22 protein-coding genes are annotated in these 21927 nt (G+C 71.1%); 12 read left to right on the top strand and 10 right to left on the bottom strand.

The window, feature by feature from the left end; all coding sequences use genetic code 11:
- The first annotated feature begins 9 nt into the window (after positions 1–9).
- Positions 10–516: a DinB family protein gene (locus tag IEY87_RS04850; protein ID WP_189137214.1), complete on the top strand. Its 507-nt coding sequence runs from the start codon at positions 10–12 to the stop codon at positions 514–516.
- Here IEY87_RS04850 and IEY87_RS04845 read toward each other — a convergent pair.
- Positions 506–1810 carry a M50 family metallopeptidase gene (locus tag IEY87_RS04845; protein ID WP_189137213.1) on the bottom strand — a complete coding sequence of 435 codons (1305 nt, stop codon included), beginning with the start codon at positions 1808–1810 and terminating at the stop codon, positions 506–508. The two genes, IEY87_RS04850 and IEY87_RS04845, sit on opposite strands and share 11 nt — an antisense overlap.
- Positions 1811–1898: 88 nt before the next feature.
- Positions 1899–3014, bottom strand: a complete 1116-nt coding sequence (locus tag IEY87_RS04840) for a PP2C family protein-serine/threonine phosphatase (RefSeq protein ID WP_189137212.1) — start codon at positions 3012–3014, stop codon at positions 1899–1901.
- A gap of 118 nt (positions 3015–3132) precedes the next feature.
- On the opposite strand from IEY87_RS04840, the gene IEY87_RS04835 reads away from it, so the two are divergent.
- The gene (locus IEY87_RS04835; protein WP_189137211.1) at positions 3133–4362 is read left to right on the top strand and encodes a GNAT family N-acetyltransferase; all 1230 of its coding nucleotides are present in this window, start codon (positions 3133–3135) and stop codon (positions 4360–4362) included.
- A gap of 15 nt (positions 4363–4377) precedes the next feature.
- Positions 4378–4524, top strand: coding sequence for a hypothetical protein (locus IEY87_RS04830; protein ID WP_189137210.1), 147 nt, complete (start codon positions 4378–4380; stop codon positions 4522–4524).
- On the opposite strand, the gene IEY87_RS04825 is transcribed toward IEY87_RS04830, so the two are convergent.
- The gene (locus IEY87_RS04825; protein WP_189137209.1) at positions 4521–4988 is read right to left on the bottom strand and encodes a ribose-5-phosphate isomerase; all 468 of its coding nucleotides are present in this window, start codon (positions 4986–4988) and stop codon (positions 4521–4523) included. The genes IEY87_RS04830 and IEY87_RS04825 overlap by 4 nt on opposite strands.
- Before the next feature lie 106 nt (positions 4989–5094).
- On the opposite strand from IEY87_RS04825, the gene def reads away from it, so the two are divergent.
- On the top strand, positions 5095–5580 hold the full coding sequence (gene def, locus IEY87_RS04820) for a peptide deformylase (RefSeq protein ID WP_225278028.1): 486 nt from the start codon (positions 5095–5097) through the stop codon (positions 5578–5580).
- 87 nt (positions 5581–5667) lie between these two features.
- Here the strand turns inward: def and IEY87_RS04815 are convergent, their stop codons facing one another.
- Both IEY87_RS04815 and IEY87_RS04810 read right to left on the bottom strand, forming a co-directional pair.
- Positions 5668–7071 carry an aldehyde dehydrogenase family protein gene (locus IEY87_RS04815; RefSeq protein WP_189137208.1) on the bottom strand — a complete coding sequence of 468 codons (1404 nt, stop codon included), beginning with the start codon at positions 7069–7071 and terminating at the stop codon, positions 5668–5670.
- 108 nt (positions 7072–7179) lie between these two features.
- Positions 7180–7800 (bottom strand): mycothiol-dependent nitroreductase Rv2466c family protein, encoded by a 621-nt coding sequence (locus IEY87_RS04810; RefSeq protein ID WP_189137207.1) that lies wholly within the window; start codon positions 7798–7800, stop codon positions 7180–7182.
- A gap of 91 nt (positions 7801–7891) precedes the next feature.
- Here IEY87_RS04810 and pepN point away from each other — a divergent pair, with 91 nt between their 5' ends.
- From pepN to IEY87_RS04795, 3 genes are all read left to right on the top strand, one after another.
- Positions 7892–10450, top strand: coding sequence for an aminopeptidase N (gene pepN, locus IEY87_RS04805; RefSeq protein ID WP_189137206.1), 2559 nt, complete (start codon positions 7892–7894; stop codon positions 10448–10450).
- A 194-nt stretch (positions 10451–10644) separates the two neighbouring features.
- Complete coding sequence (locus tag IEY87_RS04800) at positions 10645–12045, top strand: serine/threonine-protein kinase (RefSeq protein WP_189137205.1); 1401 nt, start codon at positions 10645–10647, stop codon at positions 12043–12045.
- A gap of 72 nt (positions 12046–12117) precedes the next feature.
- The gene (locus tag IEY87_RS04795; protein WP_189137204.1) at positions 12118–12981 is read left to right on the top strand and encodes a hypothetical protein; all 864 of its coding nucleotides are present in this window, start codon (positions 12118–12120) and stop codon (positions 12979–12981) included.
- Here IEY87_RS04795 and rarD read toward each other — a convergent pair.
- Positions 12875–13837 (bottom strand): EamA family transporter RarD, encoded by a 963-nt coding sequence (rarD, locus tag IEY87_RS04790; protein WP_189137203.1) that lies wholly within the window; start codon positions 13835–13837, stop codon positions 12875–12877. The two genes, IEY87_RS04795 and rarD, sit on opposite strands and share 107 nt — an antisense overlap.
- Before the next feature lie 122 nt (positions 13838–13959).
- On the opposite strand from rarD, the gene IEY87_RS04785 reads away from it, so the two are divergent.
- A complete protein-coding gene (locus IEY87_RS04785; protein ID WP_189137202.1) occupies positions 13960–14907 on the top strand; it encodes a hypothetical protein in 948 nt (315 codons plus the stop codon).
- 4 nt (positions 14908–14911) lie between these two features.
- Here IEY87_RS04785 and IEY87_RS04780 read toward each other — a convergent pair whose 3' ends face one another.
- On the bottom strand, positions 14912–15571 hold the full coding sequence (locus tag IEY87_RS04780) for a DUF5130 family protein (protein WP_189137201.1): 660 nt from the start codon (positions 15569–15571) through the stop codon (positions 14912–14914).
- 84 nt (positions 15572–15655) lie between these two features.
- Complete coding sequence (locus IEY87_RS04775) at positions 15656–15904, bottom strand: amidase family protein (protein ID WP_189137200.1); 249 nt, start codon at positions 15902–15904, stop codon at positions 15656–15658.
- Between the two features lie 140 nt (positions 15905–16044).
- Here IEY87_RS04775 and IEY87_RS04770 point away from each other — a divergent pair, with 140 nt between their 5' ends.
- The 4 genes from IEY87_RS04770 (at position 16045) to IEY87_RS04755 (ending at position 20605) form a co-directional block, all read left to right on the top strand.
- Positions 16045–16878: a nuclease-related domain-containing protein gene (locus tag IEY87_RS04770; RefSeq protein WP_189137199.1), complete on the top strand. Its 834-nt coding sequence runs from the start codon at positions 16045–16047 to the stop codon at positions 16876–16878.
- A gap of 133 nt (positions 16879–17011) precedes the next feature.
- On the top strand, positions 17012–18850 hold the full coding sequence (gene ilvD, locus IEY87_RS04765) for a dihydroxy-acid dehydratase (protein WP_189137198.1): 1839 nt from the start codon (positions 17012–17014) through the stop codon (positions 18848–18850).
- Between the two features lie 92 nt (positions 18851–18942).
- On the top strand, positions 18943–19440 hold the full coding sequence (locus tag IEY87_RS04760) for a helix-turn-helix transcriptional regulator (protein ID WP_189137197.1): 498 nt from the start codon (positions 18943–18945) through the stop codon (positions 19438–19440).
- Between the two features lie 232 nt (positions 19441–19672).
- Entirely contained in the window at positions 19673–20605 is a 933-nt protein-coding gene (locus IEY87_RS04755) for a serine hydrolase (RefSeq protein WP_189137196.1), read from the top strand.
- 211 nt (positions 20606–20816) lie between these two features.
- Here IEY87_RS04755 and IEY87_RS04750 read toward each other — a convergent pair whose 3' ends face one another.
- Together IEY87_RS04750 and IEY87_RS04745 are read right to left on the bottom strand one after the other, a co-directional pair.
- Positions 20817–21029, bottom strand: a complete 213-nt coding sequence (locus tag IEY87_RS04750; RefSeq protein ID WP_189137195.1) for an FmdB family zinc ribbon protein — start codon at positions 21027–21029, stop codon at positions 20817–20819.
- Between the two features lie 18 nt (positions 21030–21047).
- Positions 21048–21851: a GNAT family N-acetyltransferase gene (locus IEY87_RS04745; protein WP_189137194.1), complete on the bottom strand. Its 804-nt coding sequence runs from the start codon at positions 21849–21851 to the stop codon at positions 21048–21050.
- Between the last annotated feature and the right edge of the window lie 76 nt (positions 21852–21927).

Genomic DNA, 21927 nt, shown 5'->3' with positions numbered 1-21927 from the left:
TCGGACACTATGCGGGAGTATCCCTATCCGGCCTACATCGCCGGCGAGCGCGAGATGCTGGACGAGTGGCTGAACTGGCATCGCGAGACCCTGATGCTCAAATGCCAGGGTCTCAGCGACGAGCAGTTGCGCCTGGCCTCGGCGCCGCCGTCGACGTTGTCGCTGATGGCGCTCGTACGGCACCTGGCCAAGGTGGAGCGCTCCTGGTTCCGGCGCCGCCTGGCCGGTGAGGACATTCCGCACCTGTACCCCGAGCTGGCCGAGTTCACCGAGGCGGGGACGGCCACCTGGGCGGAGACGTCCGCGCAGTGGCGGGAGGAGGTGGCGCAGGCCCGCAAGGCGGCCAGGTGCGTGCCGCTGGACGGGCTCGCCAAGCGGGGGCGGAACGGTCAGGCGGTCTCCCTGCGGTGGATCATGATGCACATGCTCGAAGAGTACGCCCGCCACAACGGCCACGCCGACCTGCTGCGCGAGCGGATCGACGGGATGACCGGGGACGGGGACGTCAGCCCGTGAGCCTGAGCGGATTGATCAGGTCAGCGTAGACGAGCAGCCCGGCCATGATGATCATGACGAACGCCAGCGCGTACGTGAGCGGCAGGACCTTGGCGATGTCGACGTAGTTGGGCTCGGGGCGGCGCATGACCCGGGCGTAGCCGCGCTTGATGCCCTCCCACAGGCCGCCGGCGATGTGGCCGCCGTCGAGCGGCAGCAGCGGGATCAGGTTGAACATGCCGATCGCCAGGTTGAACCCGGCCAGGAGGTTGACGAAGACGGCGAGCTTCTGCACCCCGGTCAGGTCGGAGGCGAGGATCTCGCCGCCCATGCGCCCGGCGCCGACGACGCCCACCGGGCCCTCGGGGTCGCGCTTCTCACCGGAGAAGGCGGCGTGCCAGACGCCGACCATCTTCTCCGGCAGGTTCAGCAGTGACTGCGCCACCCTGCCGGTGAGCTCCGCCATGTGGCCGAAGACCGCGCCGACGCTCTGCGTCTGCATGACCTGGGTGGGCAGGACGCCGAGGAAGCCGACATTGCGCTCGATGGTGTCGGGGTCGTCGGGCTTGGGCCGGTCCTGGGCGATGAGCGTGACGGTCAGCGTCATGGGCTTGCCGTCGCGGACGACGCCGAGCGCGACGTCGCCCGCGCCGTGGGAGCGGATGAGCTGGGTGGCGTCCTGCCACGTCTCGATCTTCTTGCCGTCGAGGGAGACGAGCTTGTCCCCGGCCTTGAGACCGGCCTGGGAGGCGGGGGTCGGCTGGTCGGTGGCCTTGCACTCGGTGCGCTGCTCGCTGATCGGGATCACGCACGTGTTGGTGTCGGGCGACACGATCGGGGCGAACGTGGGCAGGCCGATGCCGACGAGCAGGATCGTGAAGAGGATGAACGCCAGCACGAAGTTCATCGCCGGGCCGCCGGACATGATGATGACCTTCTGCCACCACTTCTTCCGGTAGAAGACCCGGTCCTCGTCGCCCGGTCGTACCTCTTCCTGCGCTGCCTCACGGGCGGTGTCGATGAGGCCCTGGAAGGGGCCGGTCGAGCTGCCCCTGAGCTTGTTGGGGTCGTCGCCCGGCCGGGGCGGCAGCATGCCGATCATGCGGATGTAGCCGCCCAGCGGCAGCCACTTGATGCCGTACTCCGTCTCGCCCTTGCGGCGGGACCAGGCGGTCGAGCCGAAGCCGACCATGTACTGCGTCACCCTGACGCCGAAGATCTTGGCAGGCACGAGATGCCCGATCTCGTGCAACGCGATGGACACCATCAAACCGATGAGGAAGATGACGATCCCCGCGAGAAAGAGCCAGTCCATCTACGTGTGCTCCAGGCAGCCGGAGGGTCTTGACAGCCCCAGGGTAGTCGAACTCTCCGCACCTGGACGGCTTGCGGACAATCCATGCCTAAGGGCGCCAGATGAGCACCAGCGCGCAGTCGTCGTTGTGCCCCGAGGCCATGGCGTTGACCAGGGCACGGGCGCCGTCCCGGAATCCGGACGGCAGCAGCCGCTCGGCCTCGCCCAGCAGCTTGTCGAGCCCGGCGTCGATGTCGCGCCCCGGCTGCTCGATCAGTCCGTCGGTGTAGAGCAGCAGCGCGTCGCCCTTGTGCAGGGTGCCGCTCTCGGGCTCGCAGTGCAGGTCGGGCACCACGCCGAGGACCACGCCCTTGGCCGAGGCGACCTCCCAGTTGCCGGTGCCGGCGTCGAACTTCACCACCGGAGGATGGCCCGCCGAGGTGATGGTGTAGTCGCCGGTGGCCAGGTGAAGCCGGACGTGCACGGCGGTCACGAAGCCCTCGTCGCCGCGCTGGCGGTGCAGGTAGGAGTTGCAGGCGGGCAGGAAGTCGTCGACCGAGCCGAGCAGCCCGCCGAAGGTGCCCGACAGCAGCAGCGCCCTGGTGCCCGCGTCGACGCCCTTGCCGGAGACGTCGACCAGCGCGATGTCCACCTGGTCGCCGTCGCGCATGGACACCAGGAAGTCGCCGCCGAAGGAGGAGCCGCCCGCCTGCTTGAGCACCACCTTGCCGCCCCAGTCCTTGGGCAGCTCGGGCAGCTCGCCCTGGCTTCTCAGCCGGTCGCGCAGCTCCAGCAGCATCGCGTCGCCGCGCAGCCCCTGCACGCCGAGCTTGCCGCGGGTGCGCGCCATGAGCACCGCGAGCACCGTGGTGAACCCGATCGTCACCATCAGCCCGACGCCGATGCTCGCCGCGCCGAGGGTGAAGGCGATGTAGCCGAGCGCGACGGCGACCACCGCCAGCAGCTTGATCAAGTTGCGCACCCGCAGTTGCAGCCCGCCCACCAGGGTGACCAGGATGAGCAGCGAGGGCGAGAACCACTCGGTCGACACCCGCGCCGCCAGCAGGCCGGTGACCAGCGACAACACGGCCAGCGTGATCAGCAGGTTGCGCTCACGCGCGAGAGGCCCGCGCCGGAGGAATCGTACGGCCTGCACCAGGAAGGGCACCCGCACGAGCAGCGCGCGGAGCCGTGGCGGGATCAGCGGGGCCGGGCGGGAACTCATGATGCGCCTGACTGTATCGGTCTGAACCATCTTTGGGCAGCCCACTTGACCAAGACCTTGATCATTAAGCACCGATAATCAGGTGCCGTCCGTCTTGGCCCGTGCGTACCGTGGAGGGATGACCTACCCCATCCGTCCTGTTGCCGAGGCCGAGTGGTCCGCCTTCGGCGACGTGCTCGCCGAGGGGTTCGCCTGGACCCCCCATCCCGTTCAGTCCGAGCGGCACAAGCGGGAGACCGAGTTCGACCGCACCCTGGCCGCCTTCGACGGCGACACCATCGTCGGCTGCACGGCGATCTTCAGCTTCCGGATGACGGTCCCCGGCGGGCCGATCCCGGTCGCGGGCGTGACGGCCGTCAGCGTGCTGCCCTCGCACCGCCGCCGGGGCGTGCTGTCCGCGCTGATGCGCAGGCAGCTCACCGACATCCGCGAGCGCGGCGAGGCGGTCGCGGCGCTGTACGCGTCCGAGACGCCGATCTACGGCAGGTTCGGGTACGGCAGAGCGGCCGGCCAGATGGCGCTGACCATCGACAAGCGCGGCGCCGCCTTCGTCAGGGACGCACCGGTGGATCCGGCGCTGAGGCTCAGGGTCGCCAAGCCGGCCGAGGCCCGCGCCGACTTCGAGCGGCTGTTCGCCGCCGTCGTCACGCAGCGTCCCGGCCTGTACGAGCGCAAGCCGGAGTTCTGGGACAACATCCTGGCCGACGAGGAGTTCGACCAGCGCGGCGCGGGCGCGCTCCGCTCGGTGATCGCCGAGGACGACCAGGGTGTACGGGGTTACGCGCTGTTCAGGATCAAGCCGGACTGGGACGCCGACGGGGTGCCCGCCGGTGAGCTCAGGCTGAACGAGTTGTTCGCCGCCGATCCGGCCGCCTACGCGCTGCTCTGGCGCAGCGTGCTCGACCGGGACCTGGTCAGCAAGATCGTCAGCCATGCCCGGCCGGTGGACGATCCGCTGTTCGCGCTGGTGGCCGACCAGCGGCAGCTGCGCGCTCGCTGGAGCGACGACGTGTGGGTGCGCCTGGTCGAGGTGGACAAGGCGCTGACCTCGCGCTCCTACGCGGCCCCGGTGGACGTGGTGCTGGCGGTGCGGGACGAGGCGTGCCCCTGGAACTCCCGCCGCTGGCGGCTCAGCGCCGACACCACGGGCGCGGAGTGCAAGCCGGTCGACGACGAGCCCGACATCACGCTGAAGGCCGCCTCGCTGGGCTCCGCCTATCTGGGCGACGGGACCCTGATCGAGGAGCACGGGGCCGGACTGCTCGGTGAGCACACGCCGGGCGCCGTCCGCGCGCTGAACACGGCCATGTCATGGAGCCCCAGGCCATGGGCCGGCCTCGTCTTCTGACGTAGAGTCCGGGACATGGCCCTGCAGAGTTTGCAGATCACTGCGATCACCGCGATGCGCGCGCGAGAGGTCTCGCGGCCGTCGAAAGAGCAGCAGGAGGCCGCCGACAGGCGGCCCCTGCGTGACGAGATGCCCAAACGCGACGCCAAGCGCAGGAGCTAGGGCAGCGAGGGAAGCTGGCCGATGGTCTCGTAAGCCTGCACCTGGGCGATGCGCCGGCTGTGCCGCGCGCTGCCGGAGAACGCGGTGCCGAGGAAGACCTCGACGAAGCCGGTGGCCTCTTCGGTGGTGTGCATGCGCGCGCCGAGGGAGACCACGTTGGCGTTGTTGTGCTCGCGGGCGAGCTGGGCGGTCTCCTCACTCCAGGCGAGCGCGGCCCGGATGCCGCGCACCTTGTTGGCGGAGATCTGCTCACCGTTGCCGGAGCCACCGATGACGATGCCCAGGCTGCCCGGGTCGCCCGCCACACCCTCGGCGGCGCGCAGGCAGAAGGCGGGATAGTCGTCCTCGGCGTCATAGACCGAGGGACCGCAGTCGGTCACCTCGTGACCGTGCTCCTTCAGCCAGGACACCAGGTGGTTCTTGAGCTCATAGCCGGCATGGTCGGCACCGATGTAGACACGCACCCGCCCAGTCTTCCACAGCTGCGCCCGCCCGTTTCCAGTGCCGTCGGCTCTGACTAGAGTAAGGACTGCCAACGCCATGCAGCCCTTACGAGAGATGGGAGCGTCCATGCGTGAGATCCGCGTGATCGGCGACCCGGTCCTGCGCACCCCCGCCGAGCCGGTCAAGGACTTCGACCGTGAGCTGCGCCGCCTCATCGACGAGATGTTCCAGGCGATGTACGCGGTGGACGGGGTGGGACTGGCGGGTCCGCAGATCGGCGTGTCGCGGCGCGTGTTCGTCTATGACATCAGCGGGCGCAAGGGCCATCTGATCAACCCCACACTGACCGTCGACGACGCCGAGGAGATCGTCGACGAGGAGGGCTGCCTGTCGGTGCCCGACCGGGGCACGGGGCGACCGGCCTTCGCCCCGGTGGGACGGGCGGCCGGCGTGACGGTCGAGGGCTTCGACCGGCTGGAGCGCCCGGTCCGCGTCCAGGCCCGCGGCTCGCTCGCACGCTGCTTCCAGCACGAGAGCGAACACCTCGACGGCAAGCTGTACGTGGACCGCCTGCCGAAGAACCAGGCCCGGAAGATCATCCTCCAGGCGTAGCCCGGCGCCGAAGGGCGGCGCGCGGCGAACCGTACATCTCATCAGCGGCCTGGAGGAGCACGGCGGGCGGTGCCGCGCACCAGGCGGTCACAGCTGCAGCGACTTGATCTCGAAGAACTCCTCGAGTCCGTGCTCGCCGAGCTCGCGGCCGATGCCGGACTGCTTGTAGCCGCCGAAGGGGGCCAGCGGGTTGAATCCGCCGCCGTTGATGGCCACCTGACCGGTGCGCAGCCTGCGCGCGAGCGCGACGGCCCGCTCCTCGGTGCCCGCCCAGACCGCGCCCGCCAGGCCGTACGGGGTGCCGTTGGCGATCTGGACGGCCTGGTCCTCGGAGGTGTAGGGGATGATCGACAGGACCGGGCCGAAGATCTCCTCCTGCTCGATCGTCATGCCGGACTCGACCCCCGCGAAGACGGTCGGCTCCACGTAGAAGCCGCGCGGCAGCGGCCGCTCGGTGCCGCCGGCCACCAGCCTGGCGCCTTCCTCCTGGCCCCGGTTGATGTAGCGGACGACGCGGTCGCGCTGTGCGGCGGAGACCAGCGGCCCCAGCCGGGTGCCCTCGTCGAACGGGTCGCCCACGGTGTACTTGCGGGCGGCCTGGACGGCCAGGTGGACGGCGTCGTCGTAGTGGTCGCGGTGGACCAGCATGCGGGTCCAGGCGGAGCAGGTCTGGCCGGCGTTGACGAAGCAGTTGGCGACGCCCACCTTGACGGCCACGCCGAGGTCGGCGTCGGGCAGGATGACGTTCGCCGACTTGCCGCCGAGCTCCAGGGCGACCCGTTTGACGTCCTCGACGGCCAGCGCGGCCACTCTGCGGCCGGCCCTGACGGAGCCGGTGAAGGAGATCATGTCCACGTCGGGATGCGCGGCCATGGCCTCGCCGACGACCGGCCCGCGCCCGCTGACCAGGTTGAAAACGCCTGGTGGCAGGCCCACCTCATGGAAGATGTCGGCCAGCGCGTAGGCCGCCAGCGGCGCCACTTCGCTCGGCTTGAGCACGACCGTGCAGCCGGCGGCCAGCGCCGGGGCGACCTTGGCGATGATCTGGTGCAGCGGATAGTTCCACGGCGTGATGGCGGCGACGACGCCGACCGGCTCCTTGACGACGAGCGAGTTGCCGACGCGCGACTCGCGCGGGTGGCTCTCGGCGAGCCCGGCGTAGGAGGCGAGCACGCGGGCGGGCATCAGGGTCTGCACCTTGAGCGCGAACCCCAGCGGCGAGCCCATGTCGGCGGCGATGATCCGGGCGACGTCGTCGGCGCGCCGCACCAGTAGCTCGGCCGCGGCGGTCAGGAGTTTGGCCCGGTCGGCGGGCGCGGTGACCGACCAGGAGCCGAAGGCTTTCCTGGCCGCTCGCACCGCTTCCTGGACGTCCGCCGCGGTGCCCGCGGGCACCCGGTCGATGATCTCCTCTGTGGCCGGATTGACGACCTCGATGGCCTCTCCCGAGGCTGAGGCGGTCCAGGCACCGCCGATGTAAAGCTGACGCATATCTCTCATCCTGGCGTGCCCGTGGTCACTGCGCGAGGGAGTCACGCTTTCCGGGATGAGCTGTGTCCCCCGCGAACACAGCTTCTTCTACCGCCACAGAGGGAGAAATCAGTCGAAACGCGGCGAACGCGTGCGGGTCCGCTTCAGCTCGAAGAAGTCTTCGAACTCGGTGACCAGCAGGACGCCGTCCCACAGCCGGCCCGCGTCCTCTCCCCTGAGGATGGAGGTGATCACCGGGCCGAAGAACGCGTTGGCGCCGACGCGGATGACGGGCGTGCCGACCTCCTGGCCGACCAGGGCCATGCCCTCGTCGTGGGAGATCCGGACGGCCTCGTCGAACTCGTCGGAGTCCATCGCGTCCGCCACCCCCCTGTCCAGGCCGGCGGCCACGAGGGCCTCCTCGACGGTGGGGCGCAGGCTCCCCTCGCCCTTGGCGTGCTGCTCGTTGTGCAGGAGCGTGCCGAGCTCGGTGTAGTAGCGCCCGACGGCGTCACCGTCGTACTTGGCGGCGACCGCGGCCACCGTCCTGCCCGGGCCGACCACCCTGGCGATACGCGCGCGATAGTCGTCCGAGACGTCCTTGTCCTGGTTGAGCACTTGGAGGCTCATGATGCGCCAGCTGATCTCGATGGGCCGGACCTTCTCGACTTCGAGAAGCCATCGTGACGTGACCCAGGCATAGGGGCAGAGAGGATCGAACCACAGGCTGACAGGAGTCTTCTGCGTCATGTGGGGCCATAACCTTGTGAGGTCCGTGTCCTATTCCTGGCATGGCAGGATACGGACAATTCGCAGACGAAGTGGTGAAAAGGAGCGCAACTTGGCAGGCAACCTGACCCGGGACGAGGCTCGTACGCGTGCCCGGCTGTTGAAGGTCGAGTCGTACGAGGTGGCACTCGACCTCACCGAGGGCGACGAGCGCTTCGAGAGCGTGACCACGGTCCGCTTCACCAGCGCCCAGCCGGGCGCCGCCACCTTCATCGACCTGCACGGCGCCCGCGTGCGCAAGGCCGTGCTCAACGGCCAGGAGCTCGACCTGGCCACCTACGACGAGGACAAGGGCCGTCTCCCGCTCCCCTCGCTCGCCGACTCCAACGAGCTGCTCATCGACGCCGACTGCGCCTACATGCGCTCCGGCGAGGGCCTGCACCGCTTCGTCGACCCGGTGGACCAGAAGGTCTACCTGCACAGCCAGTTCGAGACGGCCGACGCGCACCGCATGTACGCCTGCTTCGACCAGCCCGACCTCAAGGCCACCTTCCAGCTCACCGCGCTAGCGCCGAGGGACTGGGAGGTCGTCTCCAACGCCGCGGCCGCCTCCGTGGTGGAGCTGCCCGCGGAGCCCGGCAAGCACGGCACCGTGCCCGCCGCCAAGCGCTGGACCTTCGCCGTCACCCCGATCATGTCCACCTACATCACCGCGCTCGTGGCCGGCCCGTACCACAAGGTGACCGCCGAGCACGACGGCATCCCGCTGGGCATCTACTGCCGCGCCTCGCTCGCCGAGCACCTCGACGCCGACAACATCCTCGAGGTCACCCGGCAGGGCTTCGACTTCTTCCACAAGGTGTTCGGCGTCCGCTACCCCTTCGGCAAGTACGACCAGCTCTTCGTGCCGGAGTTCAACGCCGGCGCGATGGAGAACGCGGGCTGCGTGACCTTCCTCGAGGACTACGTCTTCCGCTCCCGGGTCACCGACGCCGTGGTCGAACGGCGCGCGGAGACGATCCTGCACGAGATGGCGCACATGTGGTTCGGCGACCTCGTCACCATGCGCTGGTGGGACGACCTGTGGCTGAACGAGTCGTTCGCCACCTACATGTCGGTGCTCGCCCAGGCCGAGGCCACCCGCTGGGGCGGCGGGGCGTGGACGACCTTCGCCAACGTGGAGAAGTCCTGGGCCTACCGCCAGGACCAGCTGCCCTCCACCCACCCGATCGCCGCCGACATCCCGGACATGCAGGCGGTCGAGGTCAACTTCGACGGCATCACCTACGCCAAGGGCGCCTCGGTGCTCAAGCAGCTCGTCGCCTACGTCGGGCTGGACAACTTCCTGGCCGGCGTGCGCGACTACTTCAATGAGCACGCGTGGGGCAACACCGAGCTGAAGGACCTGCTCGGCGCGCTGGAGCGCACCTCCGGCCGCGACCTGTCGTCGTGGTCGAAGGAGTGGCTGGAGACCTCGTGGGTCAACACGCTGCGGCCGTCGTTCGAGGTGGCCGACGGCAGGTTCACCTCCTTCGAGGTGCTGCAGGAGGCCCCCGCCGACTACCCGACGCTGCGCTCGCACCGCGTCGCGATCGGCCTCTACTCCCTCACCGACGGCGCGCTGACCCGTACCAAGCGGGTGGAGCTCGACGTGGTGGGCGCCCGCACGGCCGTCGCCGAGCTGGTCGGCGCGGAGCAGCCCGACCTGGTGCTGATCAACGACGACGACCTCACGTACGCCAAGGTCCGGCTGGACGAACGGTCGCTGCGCACGCTGGTCGAGGGCGGCATCTCCGGCTTCACCGAGTCGCTGCCCCGCGCGCTGTGCTGGTCCGCGGCCTGGGACATGACCCGTGACGGCGAGATGTCCACCCGCGACTACGTCAAGCTCGTCGTCTCGGGCATCGCCACGGTCAAGGACCTCACCGTCCTGCAGACGGTGCTGCGGCAGGCGCGGCAGGCCGTCCAGCAGTACGCCGACCCGGCGTGGCGGGCCGAGGGCATGGCGCTGCTGGGCGGCGAGCTGCGCTCGCTGCTGGCCGCCGCCGAGCCCGGCTCGGACCACCAGCTCGCCTACCTCCAGGCGTTCGCGCCGGTGGCCACCTCCGCGGACGACCTGGCGCTGCTGACGGCGATCCTGGACGGCTGCGATGTGCCCGCCGGGCTGTCGGTGGACACGGACCTGCGCTGGACGCTGGTGCACGCGCTGGTCGTCGGCGGCCGGCTGGGCCCGGCCGACATCGAGGCCGAGCTGGAGCGCGACCCCACGGCCACCGGCGAGAGGTCCGCGGCGCTGTGCCGGGCGGCCGTCCCGACGGCCGAGGCCAAGGCCGCGGCCTGGGAGCGGATCGTGGGCGGCGAGCTCGCCAACCACATCGCCCGCACCACGATCAACGGCTTCCAGGACCCGCACCACCCCGAGCTGCTGGCGCCCTACCGCGCGAAGTACTTCGAGCAGGTGGGGCGGATCTACCAGGAGTGGACGTTCGACCAGGCCTCGACGTTCGCGGTCGGGTGCTTCCCCTCGCTGCTCATCGAGGAGGAGACCGTACGCGCGGCGCAGGACTATCTGGCGGCCGAGGAGCGGCCCCAGGCGCTGCGCAGGCTGATCCTGGAAGGCGCCGACGGCGTCAGCCGGGCGCTGCGCAACCGCGCCAAGGACGCCTCCTGAGGGCTCGGGCGGCTTGACGGCGGGGCGAGGATCACGGCGATCCTCGCCCCGCCCGTTTCGGCGGGCCGGGACACCGCCTGCTGGGCGGTCCAGGACACCGCCTGTTCCGGCGGTCCGGGACACCGCCGCCGGTTCGTTCACCGGCGGCGGATTCCGGCCCCGGGCACACCTGTCACGGTGTTAGCCTCGATGACGTGCTCGAATCCGGGATCACGCTCAACGGCCGCTACCTCCTGACCCGCCGGGTCGGTGGCGGCGGCATGGGCGAGGTCTGGCGGGCCGACGACACCGTCCTGCGGCGCACGGTGGCCGTCAAGGTGCTCCAGCCGGCCCTGTCGGAGGACCCCACGTTCCTGCGGCGCTTCCAGAACGAGGCCAGGGCCATGGCCACGCTCAACCATCCCGGCGTGGTCGACGTCTACGACTACGGCACCTGCGAGGTCGCCGAGCGCCAGGTGAGCTTCCTGGTGATGGAGTTCGTCGAGGGCGAGTCGCTCGACCGCGTGCTGCGTCGTGGCCCGCTCTCCCAGGCCGACACCATGCGGCTGGTCGTCGAGGTGGCCGGCGCGCTCGCCGCCGCCCACGCGCAGGGCATCGTGCACCGCGACGTCAAGCCGGCCAACCTCATGGTCCGGGCCGGCGGCGAGGTGGCGCTCACCGACTTCGGCATCGCGCACTCCGCCTCCGCGGGCCAGCTCACCGCCACCGGGGCGATGCTCTGCTCGGCCGGCTACTGCGCGCCCGAGATGGCCACCTCCAGCGACGTGACGCCCGCCGTCGACGTCTACGCGCTCGGCGTGGTCGCCTACGAGTGCCTGACCGGCCGGCTGCCGTTCGAGGGTGATACTCCCGTACAAATCATCTTCAAGCACCTGCACGCCCCCGTCCCCGAGCTGCCCGCCGAGGTGGCGCCAGGGCCGCGCCAGGTGGTGACCCGGGCGATGGAGAAGGCGCCGGAGCGGCGCTGGGCGTCGGCCGCCCTGATGGCGCAGGCGGCGCGGCGAGCCCTGGACTCCCCCGACGCCATCACCGCCCCCGCGCCGGCCGCCACCGTCCCCGCGACCGCCTCCGCCGCCGCTGTCACCACCGGCGGCGGCACCGGCGCCACCGCTGACACCATCGCCGGCACCGCCGGCGGCACCACCACCCCGCGCCGCCGCGCGCTGTCGGCGGTATTGGCCATCACCGCCGCCGTCGCGGTCACCGCGGGGGTCGCCGGGATCGTCTGGATGCGCCCAGCCGAGACCAGCGGCCAGAGCGGCGTCGTCCCGCCGGTGACCCAGCAGGAGCCGCGCACCACCACCAGCGGCCCCGCGCCCAGCGACAGCGGCAGGCCCGTCCCGCCGACGAAGAAGACCCCGGCCCCGCAGCCGAGCACGGGCACGAGCACGCCCACGGTGCCCGCCCCCAGCGCGACGGCCACCGTCACCCCGACCGTGACGCCCACCGTCACGCCCACGGTGGAGCCCCCCTCGGAGCCAGAGCCGGAGCCGTCGGAGGAGCCCAGCACGTCTGAGCCGCCGGCGCCGACCGTGGAGCCCACGGCCACCGAGCCCCCCGGCGAAATCCAGTGCATCAGGACGCCTTGCCCGTGACCGGCGGGTAACGCGGCGCAAGATCGACTATTCTTGCGTTCCGTCACCCCCCGACCGCGCGTGGGAGCCACGTTGAACAGGCCCACCAAGAAGCCCTCCATCATCGTCGATCCCGTGCTGATCATCGGCACCGGCCTGTCGGTCCTGCTGGCCGTGATCTTCTACGTACGCGAGGACACCGCCCAGGCGCTCGGCACTGTGGCCGGGCTCATCGGCGGCGTCATCACGCTCCAGGTCCAGACGCTGCTGAAGGAGCGCCGCAGGATCGACCACGAGACCAGGGTCGGCCACATGGTCTCCACCATCGAGAAGATCCCGTGGCTGCCGGACCTGATGGAGCCCATGCTGCGCGCCGCCAAGCACGTCGAGCGCGACTACGACGGGACGCCGGCCCAGGACGCCTGCCGGCGCGCCTTCGAGGAGTGCCTGCGCACGCTGACCGACCTCGAACGCGGCCACTTCCGCTCGCCGTACGGCGACAACGAGGTGTTCCTGGGGCTGATCGAGCGGGCGCGGGAGCAGATGTGCGTCACCAGCGTGCCCGCCGTCGACCTGACGTGGTGGCGTGAGCCCGTCGGCAGGCAGTACTGGCAGGCCCAGGTGGAGGCGCTGGCGCGGGGCGTGGTGATCCGCCGCGTGTTCATCTACCACGAGTGGACCGACGATCTCGACGCGCTGGCCCGCGAGCAACTCGACGCGGGGGTACGCGTCCGCCGCGTGCAGGCCCTGCGGCTGCCCGCCGCCATGCGGGTGATCACCGGGGTGTGGGACGGCAGTTGCGGGCACGAGCTCAACTACACGGCGGCGGGCGAGGCCGTCCACGACACCTTCACCGTGTCTCCTCCGGATCTCGAACGCCTGATGAGGCAGTTCGAGATGATCGAGCGGAGCGCGGTGGACCTCGACGAGCCGCGGGCGCCCGACCTCGTGCCCTGAAGCCGTCGGCCGTCAGCACCACGAGCGCCACCCACAGCAGCCCGAACGCCAGCCACCGGGTCAGGGGCATGGACTCACGGACGACGAGCAGCCCGATGAGGAACTGCACGATCGGCTCGATGTACTGCAGCATGCCGGTCACGCTGAGCGGGATCTTCGTCGCGGCGGCGCTGAACAGCAGCATCGGCACCATCATCACGAACCCGGAGCCGACGCCGAGCAGCGTGTTGACCACCGACACGTGCCCGAACGTCGCCTGGCCGCCCGCCTGCAACACCACCGTGTAGACCAGGGCGAACGGGAACAGCACCGCCGTCTCCACCATCAGCCCCTCGACGGCGCCGACGTCCACCCGTTTCTTGATCAGCCCGTAGCCGCCGAACGTCACGGCCAGGGCCAGCGCGATCCACGGCGGTCCGCCGTACGCGAGGGTGAGGACGAGCACCGCGACGGCGGCCAGCCCGATCGCGGCCCACTGCGGGCCGCGCAGCCGCTCCCTGAAGATCCCGACGCCGAAGGCGATGCTGACCAGCGGCGTGATGAAGTATCCCAGCGAGGCGTCGACCACGTGCCCGCTCATCGTCGCCCAGATGAAGAGCGCCCAGTTGATCGAGGTCAGCACGCTGGCCAGGGTGAGCAGGGCCAGGTCACGCGGCCGGCGCAGGATCGCGGCCACCTGCCGCCGGCGGCCGAGCGCGAGCACCAGCAGTCCGATCGCCACCGGGGACCAGAGCACGCGCAGGGCCAGGATCTCCACCGGGCCGGTGGGCTCCACCAGCGGCCAGTAGAGGGCGGACAGACCCCACAGCACATAGGCCGCCACGCCGAGCAGGACACCACGGCGCGTAACGGACACCCGGCCCACCCTACGCGGTCTTGGAGCGCAGCACCCTGACCCGTGGGACACGCGGCCCTGACGCACTGGGCCCCGCCCTGGTGTTCGGAAAGCTGGCCATTCGGCCGTGAGAGGGTGATCTGGTGGAAACGACCCGAGATCTGTTCGTCGCCCTGGCCCGGCGCTACGCGTTCGCCGATCTCGGCGCGCTGACCCCGAGTCCGCAGATCGCCGAGGCCTGCGAGTTCGGCCAGCGGCTGCTCTCGCTCGACGCCGAGGACTTCGCGGTGGACACCAAGGCCGTGCCCGCCGACCTGAAGCGGCAGGCGAGGGCCTGTCACATGCCGCAGACGCCGCGTGAGCAGCCGCGTGGCGCCCTTGAGTCGCTGCGTCCCGCCTTCGGGCTGCTGCTGGAGGTCATCGCCATCCGCTGGCACCGCCGCGAGCTGAGCCCGATGATCGCCGCGGTGCACATCGCCGGCGAGTATCTGCCGCTGCTCGCCTTCGAGCCGCGGCTCGGCCACGCGGGCGACCCCGCACGCTGGCCGGCGGGGCTGAACGCGCCCGAGAGCCGGTTCGGGGTGATCGGCGACCGCGAGTGCGACCACACCAAGTCGGAGCAGTCGGCGGCCAACCGGACCCTGCGGGTGGCGGGTGAGCCGCCGCAGGGCTGGCGCGCCTACTTCGACCGCCAGCACAGCCAGGTCGCCGGCGCCCTGGCGGTCTGCGTGGCCACCTGCCGCAACCCCTGCACGGCCATGGACTGGATCGAGCCGGGGCCGCGCGCCGACCTTCAGGCGCGCGCCCGCACCGCGCTGGCCTTCGCCGACACCCCGCTGGTACGGCTCCGCCACGCGGCTCCCGTCGGCCACGGCTTCGGCGTGCCCTCGCCCGAGGAGGTGCTCGAAGCCTGGGAGCGCAGCAGGACGGCGCTGGACAAGAACCCGGTGGGCGCGGCCGCGACGCAGGACGACGGCTTCCCGCTGCCCGGCCTGCCGTCGCTGTTCGGGGCCGTGGCCGCCGTCCCCCTCGCCCCCTCGACGCTGCTGGAGGGCGTCAGCCGGCACGTCGTCTCGCTGATCGAGCGGTAGAGCGCTAGCGCCGGGCGGTGGCCTGCTCCGCCAGGGCGCCGATGCCGTTGAGCAGCCCGCCGGCCAGGTCACCGACGCCGAAGGAGGTGGCCATCGACATCGCGGTCAGCCCGCACACGGCGTCGGGGATCCTGCGCCCGGCGTTCTCGCCCGTGACGATCTCCAGGGCGCAACCCTTGACGTCCACGAGCAGCACGACGGCGCCGGCGGCCTCGGCGCCGAGCGCGGCGTGCAGCTTCTCCGCGAAGTGCCGTCTGCCGCCGACCGGCTCACCGAGGAAGAGGCCGAAGCGCAGTCCGCTGCGCCGCTCGGCGACCGTCAGCGCGTGCCTGACGTCGTCGGCCTGCTGCGGGGTGAGTGCGCGCGTCTCCGCTCGCCATCCGACCGACGCGCCGCCGATCCGCCTGCCGGGCTCGGCCGTCTCCGCGGCGGTCACCCAGTCCGCCCCCGTCACGGCCGCCCAGCGTGGCGGCGGGTCGGTCAGCACCGGGCCGGAGGTGCTCGCGCCGTGTTCGCTGCCCGCGGGACCGCCGAACCACACCGGGCCGGCCGCCGCCCTGCGCGCCGAACGGCGGCCCGGCACCAGGACCAGCAGGCTGATCAGCACGAACAGCCCCAGCGACACCCCGACGAGAAAGAGCAGGATCTCCAGCGCGCTGTCCACACCCCGACCGTATTCCCGGGCCGGTCCGCCGGGCCAGCACCCGCCGGGAGATCATCCCCCCAAGGTGGGCAAAGCCGGGGCAGGTCACCAGAGCGACGGCCTGCGTTCGCCCCAGAATCCGCCCCTGGCGGCCTCGACCTGCGCCGACACCGAGACCAGCGAGACGAAGTCGCGGTACGTCGCCGACCCGAACATGATCGGCACGTCCCTGACCAGGTTAAGATCCTTGACGGGGATCGGCACTCCGGCGAGCGGTCCGTCCGGCGGTTCCCGTTCCAGACGGCGGGCCTGCTGGAGCGCGCTTGTTCGAGAGCCGAAAGGTCGTGCTGGCACGCTTCCGCACCCTGGACATCTCTAGAGAAGAAAGTAATAAGTACCCGGAAATCGGGCGTGGAACACAGTGAGCTGGGCCATAAAACTATGGACAAGGCAGCACTAGGAATCGATCGAACCAGCGGACTACGGTGAGTTGCGTGGACTCCGACCCTCAGCGCGAAGACGGTCACAACACCTCGCCCATCTGGGTGAGCGACCGACCCGAAGGCGAGCAAGCCGCCGCCTCCGCCGCCAAGCCATCGGCGCCCATCACGACGTACGCGCCGATGGAGCGCGCCTCCCTGCGTGACCTGATGCAACAGCCGCGCTTCCGTCGCCTGGGCAGCCGGGCGCTGGTGGCGCTGGCCGTCGGCGTGGTCGTGGGTTTCCTGGTCTCGGACTGGCGACTGGGTGTGACCGCGGCGATCGTGGCCGCGATCCTGGACACGGTCTACCGGGCCCGCTCCAACTCCACGGTGCCGGCCTGGCGGCGTGCCTCCGTCGCCGAGCGCCGGACCGAGGCGCAGCTGCGCAGGCTGGAGCGCAACGGCTACCGCACGCTGCACGCCAGGGCGATTCCCGGCAGCGAGGCCCAGATCGACCACCTCGTCGTGGGGCCGACGGGCGTCTACGCCGTCGACTCCGAGAAGTGGGACAAGCGGCTGCCGGTCCGGGTGCAGATGGGCAAGAAACTCTTCCACGGGCCGTTCGACATGAAGCCCCGCATCACCGAGGCCAAGTGGGAGGCGTCGCAGGCCAGCGAGCTGATCACCAAGTCCTTCGGGCGGGAGATCTCGGTCGTGCCCTCGCTGGCCATCTACGGCCCGCCGGTGCCCTGGAAGATCATGACGATCCGCGGCGTGGACGTCTACGAGGGCGCCCGGGCCCGCAGGTGGATCACCAAGCGGGAGCGCGCGCTGACCGACGCCGAGATCGACCGTATCTACGAGATCGCCGCCCAGGTCCTGCCCGCCCGCTACGGCGAAGGCTGAGGCGAGGGCCGCTCGCGTCGGGTCCGTGCCGTTCCGGCACGGACCCCGGCCTTGTTGTCCGGGCTGTGGACACGCGTCTCAGCTACCGGGCGAGGGGCCGTACCATGTGTAGACGCTAGCGATGGGAGAAATCATGCCCGCCCTCAGGTCACGTACGGTCACCCACGGCAGGAACATGGTCGGCGCCCGGGCCCTGCTCCGGGCGACCGGCGTAGCGGGCGGCGACTTCGGCAAGCCCATTATCGCGGTGGCCAACAGCTTCACCCAGTTCGTCCCCGGTCACGTGCATCTGCGCGAGGTGGGCGACGTGGTGGCGGGGGCGATCCGCGAGGCGGGGGCGATCCCCCGCGAGTTCAACACGATCGCCGTGGACGACGGCATCGCCATGGGCCACGGCGGCATGCTCTACTCCCTGCCGTCGCGCGAGCTGATCGCCGACGCGGTCGAGTACATGGTCAACGCGCACTGCGCCGACGCGATGATCTGCGTCTCCAACTGCGACAAGATCACGCCGGGCATGCTGCTGGCCGCCTTCCGGCTCAACATCCCCACGGTCTTCGTCTCCGGCGGCCCGATGGAGGCCGGCAAGACCCCGGGCCGCAAGCTCGACCTGATCGACCCGATGATCGCCGCGGCCGACGAGTCCGTGTCCGACGCCGACCTGCTGGAGATGGAGGAGAACGCCTGCCCCACCTGCGGCTCGTGCTCGGGCATGTTCACCGCCAACTCCATGAACTGCCTGGCCGAGGCGATCGGCCTGGCGCTGCCGGGCAACGGCACGATCCTGGCCACGCACAAGTCGCGTAAGAAGCTGTTCGAGGACGCCGGCCGTCAGCTCGTGGAGATCACCCGCCGCTACTACGAAGAGGACGACGAGTCGGTGCTGCCGCGCTCGATCGCCACCAGCGAGGCGTTCGAGAACGCCATGACGCTCGACGTGGCGATGGGCGGCTCCACCAACACGATCCTGCACATCCTGGCCGCGGCCCGCGAGGCGGAGGTCGACTTCGGGCTGAAGGAGATCAACGAGATCTCGATGCGGGTGCCGTGCCTGTGCAAGGTGGCCCCGGCCAGCAGCAAGTACCACGTCGAGGACGTCCACCGGGCCGGCGGCATCCCCGCCATCCTGGGCGAGCTCGACCGCGCCGGGCTGCTGCACAGCGACGTGCCGACCGTCAACGGCGGCAGTCTCGGTGACATGATCGCCGCCTGGGACCCGCAGTCGCCCACGGTGCTGCCGGAGGCGGTCGAGCTGTGGCACGCGGCGCCGGGCAACGTCCGCACGGTCAAGCCCTACTCCCAGGACAACCGCTGGGACGACCTCGACCTCGACCGGGCCGACGGGTGCGTGCGCGACCTGGAGCACGCCTACACCGTCGACGGCGGCCTGGCCGTCCTCTACGGCAACATCGCGCGCGACGGCGCTGTGGTGAAGACCGCCGGGGTCGACGAGTCGATCTGGAAGTTCACCGGGCCCGCGGTGGTGTTCGAGTCGCAGGACCAGGCGGTCGAGGGCATCCTCGGGGACAAGGTCAAGGAGGGCGACGTGGTGGTCATCCGCTACGAGGGCCCCAAGGGCGGACCCGGCATGCAGGAGATGCTCTACCCGACCTCGTTCCTCAAGGGCAGGGGTCTCGGCAAGGCGTGCGCGCTGGTCACCGACGGCCGCTTCTCGGGCGGCACGTCCGGCCTGTCGATCGGGCACGCCTCCCCCGAGGCCGCCGAGGGCGGGACGATCGCGCTGGTCGAGGATGGCGACCTCATCGAGATCGACATCCCCGGCCGCAAGCTGGAGCTGCGCGTCCCTGAGGCCGAGCTGGCCGCGCGACGCGAGCGCCTGCTGGCCGACCTGGGCCGCTACCGGCCGCGCGACCGTGACCGGCAAGTGAGCGCCGCGCTGCAGGCTTACGCGGCCATGACGACGTCGGCCTCCACGGGCGCGTCGCGCGACCTGTCGCAGCTGTCTCACTGACCGGCTGTACGAACCTGTCCGGCAGGCGATGACCGTGTCGCCTGCCGTACAGGTATTCGAAAAATGTCGGTGGCCTTACGTATTCTTGGGGTATGGCTACAGTCGTGAAGCCCCAGACCCGCCCGCTGACGACCGCCGAGATCGCCGCCCTCGCCCTGTCCCTCGCTCATCTGGGGTCGGGCCCCCAGGCCGTCACCGCCAGGCGCGGCCTGCAGCACGTCTTCGACCATCTGGACCTCGACGACGACGTCATCGCCGCCACGCTGACCACGCTCACCGAGCCGCTGCCGGTCGACGTGGCCTCCCGGGCGCGGCTCATCGCCGACGCCATCACCAGCCGCATGATGATCCGCCTCCACTACCGTGACGCCGCCGGAAACGTCAGCAGCCGGCAGGTGGAGCCGGTCACCTGCCTGGTCCACCGCGAATACTGGTATCTGGTCGGCGTGTGCCGGACGCGCCGCGCGATCAGGGCCTTCCGGTTCGACCGGATCCTGGCGGTCGAGCCCACTCTGACCCCGTCCCGGCCGCACCTGGCCGACCGCTTCCTCCCCTTCCAGCGCCGCAAGCGCACCAGGGCCGTCGCCTGACCGTTCGGCACACGTGTCCCCTCCCTGCCCGGGAGGGGACACGGCCCCCGTCGGCGCGGTCGAACCGCGCGGGCAGAGGCTGACCGCGCAAGTGTGGGCCCGGCCGACACGCAACGAGCGGTAGAGGCTCGGGGGACTCGCGCAAGCCAGGTAGAACCGGCGCGGAAAAGTGGCCGGTGCTTGACTCTTCGTGCCCCCGGGCTTTGGGATGGCGGCTGCCAGGCTCGCGGGCATGCGTGTTCGGCGTATCTGGCTCATCGGCGTCCTGCTGGTCGCCTCGTCGGGCTGTGCGGTTGCGGCGCTTCCCCCGGCCGGGCCACCATCCGTGAGTGACCTGGTCGCGCGGGAACTGCCCGGACCTTGGCCCGGGGCTTCCACGAAGCTGGGGCCGCCGGGCGCCGAGGCGGCCACGAGGCCGGAGAAGCGGGTGCTGCCCGTTGAGCGGCGGCGCCGGCTGGATCGGGCGCTGGAGCGCTATCTGGCCACCCGGCCGGGCCGCGCGGCGGTGGCCGTCTACGACAGGACCACCGCCACCGGGTACGCCTTCCCCACCGAGCGGGAGCCGTTCATGCTGGCCAGCGTGGCGAAGGTGGACATCCTGCTGGCGCTGCTGCTGCGCACCCAGCAGGAGGGACGCCGGCTGGACGGCTACGAGCGCACGCTGGCCGCACGGATGATCCGTTACAGCGACAACGACTGCGCGCACGAGCTCTACCTGACGATCGGCGGCCGGCGCGGGCTCTCCGAGGTGCTGGGGCGGCTCGGCGTGCGGCACACCCGGCCGGGACCTGGCCTGTATTGGGGGGCGACGCCCAGCCACCCGTCGGACCAGGTCATGGTGCTGGAGCGGCTCACCGCCCCGGACGGGCCGGTGTCGGCGGCCAACCGCCGCTACGCGCTCGGCCTGATGACCACGGTCGCCCCCGCACAGGCGTGGGGCGTGGGCTCGGTGGGCGAGCGAGTGGCGGTGAAGAACGGCTGGCTGCCCGCCGAGGCGCACGACGGCCGGTGGACCGTCAACAGCCTGGGCCGGCTCACCGTCGGCGGGCACGAGCTGCTGATGGCGGTGCTGTCAGAGCGCAGCCCGGACATGAGCACCGGCATCGCCACGGTGGAGGAAGTGGCCCGGCTGGCCGTACAGGCTTTCACCCGCCAGAACACCTGACGGCGAATCGAGCCGCCTCATCGGGCGTACGCGTGGACCAACGGCAGAGCGAATCGCCCCGCGGCCGGACACGCAGACCAACGGCGGAGCGAATCGCCCCGCCTGCCGGACACGCAGACTAACGGCGGAGCGAGCCACCCCACCGGGCATACACGCGGACCAACGCGGAGCGAATCGCCCCGCCGGCCGTACGGGCCGCTCCGCAGGGTGCTCAGCCGCAGCAGCCGCCGCCACAGCAGCCGCCCCCACCGCCGCCGCTCGTGCGGGGGGCGGCGGCGGAGCCGGTCATGGCGACGGTGGACAGCAGCTTGACCGTGTCGTCGTGGCCCTCAGGGCAGGGGGCCGGGTCGCTCGACGCCGACATGGGACGGGACAGCTCGAACGTGGAGCCGCAGGCGCGGCAGCGGTAGTCGTATCGCGGCATACGCCAAGAGTACGGCCGTCACCGGTAGAAGGTCACCTGGGCGTAGTCGGACACCGGCTCGTAGCCGATCGACCGGTAGACGGCGTTGCTCGTCGGGTTGCCCAGATCGGTGAAGAGCACGACCTCGTCGCAGCGCTCGGCCAGCCCCACCTGGCTGGTGTAGGCGGTCACAGCGGCGCCATGGCCTCTCCTGCGCTGCTCCGGCGGTGTGTAGACCGGGCCGATCCGGCAGACTCCGCCCGCAGCCGGCGACAGGGCGGCGAACGACACGGGCACACCGCCGGACTCCCACACGAACAGCTCGCCCAGGGACAGCCGCTGCCTGGTCCGCTCGGGCACGTCCTCGCCCGCGCCCAGCTTGACCTCGGCGAAGAAGGCGTACATCCAGCTCACCAGCAGGGGCAGGTCGGCCTCGACGGCGGGCCGGCCGCGGCCGGGCACGTCGGGGACGGTGAGCGTGCCGAGCCGGTAGAGGCGCTCGGGGAGCACGTGACCGGAGCGGCCGAGCGCCCGCGCCACCTCGTCGGTCAGCTCGCGCGGGCCCACGACCTCGGGAATGTCGCCCTTCAGCGCCCGTACGAGCTCGGCGACGGCGCGGACCGGCATGCGGGCGAGCCCCACGGGACGGGGAGGGGTGCGGAACGCGGCGCCGCGCACCTGGCCGCCGTCGGTCCACCAGCCGAAGTAGGCGTCCTGGGCGGGGAGGCCGGCGCGCAGCCCGGCCAGGACGGTGAGCGGCACCGTGTTGCTCACCGGATCGGTCAGCAGGAAGGGCTCGGCGGCCCTGGCGAACTCCTCGGCGTCCGTGGTGAAGGTCCACATGCGGCAGATCCTGCCAGGCGACCGCGCCGGAGGGAAAGTGAGAAAAGCCCGGCCCCGGACAGGGGACCGAGCCGGA

This window comes from Nonomuraea glycinis (assembly GCF_014646515.1).
Taxonomy (GTDB): Bacteria; Actinomycetota; Actinomycetes; order Streptosporangiales; family Streptosporangiaceae; genus Nonomuraea; species Nonomuraea glycinis.
This window is presented reverse-complemented; position numbering and strand designations above follow the sequence as displayed.

Coding starts and splice junctions, on each gene's coding strand:
- IEY87_RS04810 (WP_189137207.1), bottom strand. CDS start 7,800: ATGACGCAGAAGACTCCTGTCAGCCTGTGGTTCGATCCTCTCTGCCCC.
- IEY87_RS04840 (WP_189137212.1), bottom strand. CDS start 3,014: ATGAGTTCCCGCCCGGCCCCGCTGATCCCGCCACGGCTCCGCGCGCTG.
- IEY87_RS04845 (WP_189137213.1), bottom strand. CDS start 1,810: ATGGACTGGCTCTTTCTCGCGGGGATCGTCATCTTCCTCATCGGTTTG.
- IEY87_RS04835 (WP_189137211.1), top strand. CDS start 3,133: ATGACCTACCCCATCCGTCCTGTTGCCGAGGCCGAGTGGTCCGCCTTC.
- IEY87_RS04760 (WP_189137197.1), top strand. CDS start 18,943: ATGGCTACAGTCGTGAAGCCCCAGACCCGCCCGCTGACGACCGCCGAG.
- ilvD (WP_189137198.1), top strand. CDS start 17,012: ATGCCCGCCCTCAGGTCACGTACGGTCACCCACGGCAGGAACATGGTC.
- IEY87_RS04750 (WP_189137195.1), bottom strand. CDS start 21,029: ATGCCGCGATACGACTACCGCTGCCGCGCCTGCGGCTCCACGTTCGAG.
- IEY87_RS04850 (WP_189137214.1), top strand. CDS start 10: ATGCGGGAGTATCCCTATCCGGCCTACATCGCCGGCGAGCGCGAGATG.
- IEY87_RS04755 (WP_189137196.1), top strand. CDS start 19,673: ATGCGTGTTCGGCGTATCTGGCTCATCGGCGTCCTGCTGGTCGCCTCG.
- IEY87_RS04830 (WP_189137210.1), top strand. CDS start 4,378: ATGGCCCTGCAGAGTTTGCAGATCACTGCGATCACCGCGATGCGCGCG.
- IEY87_RS04815 (WP_189137208.1), bottom strand. CDS start 7,071: ATGCGTCAGCTTTACATCGGCGGTGCCTGGACCGCCTCAGCCTCGGGA.
- def (WP_225278028.1), top strand. CDS start 5,095: ATGCGTGAGATCCGCGTGATCGGCGACCCGGTCCTGCGCACCCCCGCC.
- IEY87_RS04745 (WP_189137194.1), bottom strand. CDS start 21,851: ATGTGGACCTTCACCACGGACGCCGAGGAGTTCGCCAGGGCCGCCGAG.